The 3073-nt window shown below is 40.2% G+C and carries 2 protein-coding genes and 1 pseudogene; all 3 read right to left on the reverse strand.

Annotated elements, in window-relative coordinates; translation table 11 throughout:
- On the reverse strand, positions 1-712 hold a 712-nt coding region (fbp, locus tag QNK26_RS17935), incomplete at its 3' end, for a class 1 fructose-bisphosphatase (RefSeq protein ID WP_319225426.1).
- Positions 713-1044: 332 nt separating this feature from the next.
- Complete coding sequence (locus tag QNK26_RS17940; protein WP_319225428.1) at positions 1045-2799, reverse strand: BatD family protein; 1755 nt, start codon at positions 2797-2799, stop codon at positions 1045-1047.
- A pseudogene (locus QNK26_RS17945) lies at positions 2793-3073 on the reverse strand (hypothetical protein); the annotation flags it as partial. The pseudogene QNK26_RS17945 and the gene QNK26_RS17940, both read right to left, overlap by 7 nt.

The raw sequence follows: 3073 nt of genomic DNA on the forward strand, positions 1-3073 counted from the left end.
GGTTGGTTGTTTCATCTTCTTCTTGGCAATACTTAATGTATTTTTTCACACCCATTGGGAATTTGCTGTAGTTACCTTCATTGATCGAATAAATTTTACCAGATTTAGGGAAGGTCATTGTTTCGTGTGATAAGCAGAATACGCCAATTGATGGATCGTAGGTGAAACCATGAACACCATTACCGGTTGTAAATACCAGCATGGTTGATGAACCATATACAACATAACCCGCAGCAACTTGTTTACGGCCTACTTGTAAGAAGTCATCCATTGATACTGGACCGCCAACAGGTGATACACGACGATAGATAGAGAAAATTGTCCCAACAGAAACGTTAACATCGATGTTTGATGAACCATCTAGTGGGTCCATTAATACAACGTAGTTAGCATTACGGCTGTTTTGGTTGTCGAAAAATACATAATGATCTTCTTCTTCAGAAGCTATACCACAAACTTCACCACGAGCGATCAAAGCATTTTTGAATACTTCGTTCGCATACATATCGAGTTTTTGCTGTTCTTCACCTTGGATATTTTCAATGCCACTTGCACCTGTTATATCAACGAGGCCAGCTTTATTTATTTCACGGTTTACAATTTTAGCAGCAAGTTTGATGGAACTTAATAATGCTGTTAATTCACCTTTTGCATGTGGAAAATCTGATTGATTTTCAACGATAAATTCACCAAGTGTTTTATGTATTGACATTCCAATTCCTTAATAAAGCAATAATTAAATCCAGTAACTGAGGCTATTTTGCGCCTTTTTAAAGTGGATATCTAGTGCGGGTAATAGATAAATGTGTCTAATTTGTAGATTCACTTGTTAACTTTCAGTTAATGCAAATCAGCTTTCAGTTGAAATGTGTGGATGCTCATATGAATCTTTCATTTTCATATCCGAGAGATACTGCTTAATGTTCGAGCATTTGTAGCGCGGCTTTTAATGTTCGAATTCGAGCGTTGTGGGCGTGTTGGTATTTTCATAAACGAAGTTAGCGTCATCTATAGACGCTAACTTTGTATTATCATTGTAAGCTATTATGGATTAAGCTGAGTTTTAATACTGGGTTGTTGCGATTTTGTTGCTGCTTTTTTTGAGTTTCTCAGTTTGCTTAGCTGAGCTAGCAATACTTGCCCATTCCAATTCGATGACGCTGTATTTTTAGCATAACTAAAGGTCAAAAGATCTTGGCAAGCTTGCTGGCACTCTTGACTCATTGGTAGTGAAGCTAGCTGTAGATCTTTGATCTCGGGCCATTGTTGTTTAAACCATAAAGGTAATAGCTGGTTACTTTGTTGCGCATCATTATTTTTCAGGGCGAGTTGCAATTGTGGCCAGATATTATCAGGTTTAGTTGCATCATAAACTTGCGGATTAATGGTTTTTTGATTACCTCTTCGCAAGATAAACCAAGTGGCAGAGGTTAATACCCATAGCCCAGCAAACATAAAGGTTAACCAACGCCATATTGATGATTCAGCTGTTGGCTGACCGCTGTTATTAGAGGCTGGCGCTAGGATTGAGCTTGCGTCACTATTTTCATTGTTCGCATTGTTTACGAATGAAGTATTGTTTACCACAGGAAGCGTGTTTTCACTTGGTACGATAGATATGGTTTTAGCGGGTAGTGTCGCCCATTCTTGTTGCTGGGTTTTGTTATTAAACCAAGGTATGGATAGTGCTGGTAATGTTAGCTCACCCACTTGATTTGGAATAATGGCAAAACTTAATACTTGTTGTGAGAAGTAGTTGTCTTGTTGTGTAAAGCTAGTCAACTGGGGTTTATCAGGGTAGATCTTCACTGTTTTAGGCCAGTTAATAGCTAACTCGGGGAGGGCAGACTTATCTACATTCGCGGCTGTTAGTGTGATGGTACGGGTTATTGGTTCACCTTGTTGGTAACTGTCTTGTGACGGTTGCAGTTCTTCGTCTACTTGTACAAAGTCACTCACTAACCACTCGCCTTTATAAGTGTCAGGTGGTGGCAAAATGTTTAAACTTACAGCCTTAGCTTGAATAATGACTGGCGTTACTGGTCCTGAACGATAGCCACGTGTTGCGGTACTCACTTGTCCTTCAAATCGACTCGGTGTGATCGTTGTTGGTCCTGCTGTATTACTGGTAATAGCATATTTACGGGTAATAGTTTGAAAACGTCGGCCGTTAATGATTTTACTGGCGTTTTCATCTTTGCCGATCTGCTTAACGCTCCCATCGGGCACTTCTGGCTCGGTGATATTACCAGCTTGCATCGCGGTATTTTGTGCTATGTATAAGGTCGCTGTGTAGATAAATTGCTGACCAATATAAATAGTTTGATCGGGCACCGCTACTTTTAACTCAATATTACGGTTATTGAGTCCACGGTTACTCGCTGTTGATGATGAGATCACATTAACTTTAATTGCTTGTGTGCTGGCACCTTCAATGGTGAAAGCGGGGATGGTATAACTACCAATATTTCTCGCCATTAACACGGTTGTAAAGGTCGTTATATGGGTTTTTGTTCCATTGATGTAAGACGTTTGGCTATTTGTTGAGGTTCTACCTACCATAAAGTCGGCAAGCAGCGGTGAGCTATCCCAATCACTCGCGCTGATACTTTCATTCGCGCGGATTTCAAGGATGAAACTATTCCCTTGTACAACGGGGTTTTGATTTACCGAAGCGGTAATTTTCAATGCTGCGCTGGCCTGAAAACTAAGCATAAATAGTAAGCTTACCAGAACAAGAGTATACGCCGTTAATGAGAATTTAGAGACACGGCGATGTGTGTGTATTGCCTTTACCATATTTGCTCCGAACTATTTTTCTGGTTTGATTCAGCATTACGTTGCTGGCTTTCTATGTACATTTTATTTCTTAATAACAAAGAGGGATCATCAGGGATATTCCGCAACCATTTCTGTAAGCGTTGTTGCTGCTCTTTTTCTAATGGTGTTTGCTGTGTTGCTGATAAACCTTGATTAGTGTTTCCTTCAGGATCTTCAACCGTTTCATTTTCTTGTGCTAGGCCTGCTTGCTCCTGACTGTCTTGCTGGCTTTGACTGTCTTGCTGGCTCTGAC

It is taken from the genome of Moritella sp., assembly GCF_033791185.1.
Taxonomy (GTDB): domain Bacteria; phylum Pseudomonadota; class Gammaproteobacteria; order Enterobacterales; family Moritellaceae; genus Moritella.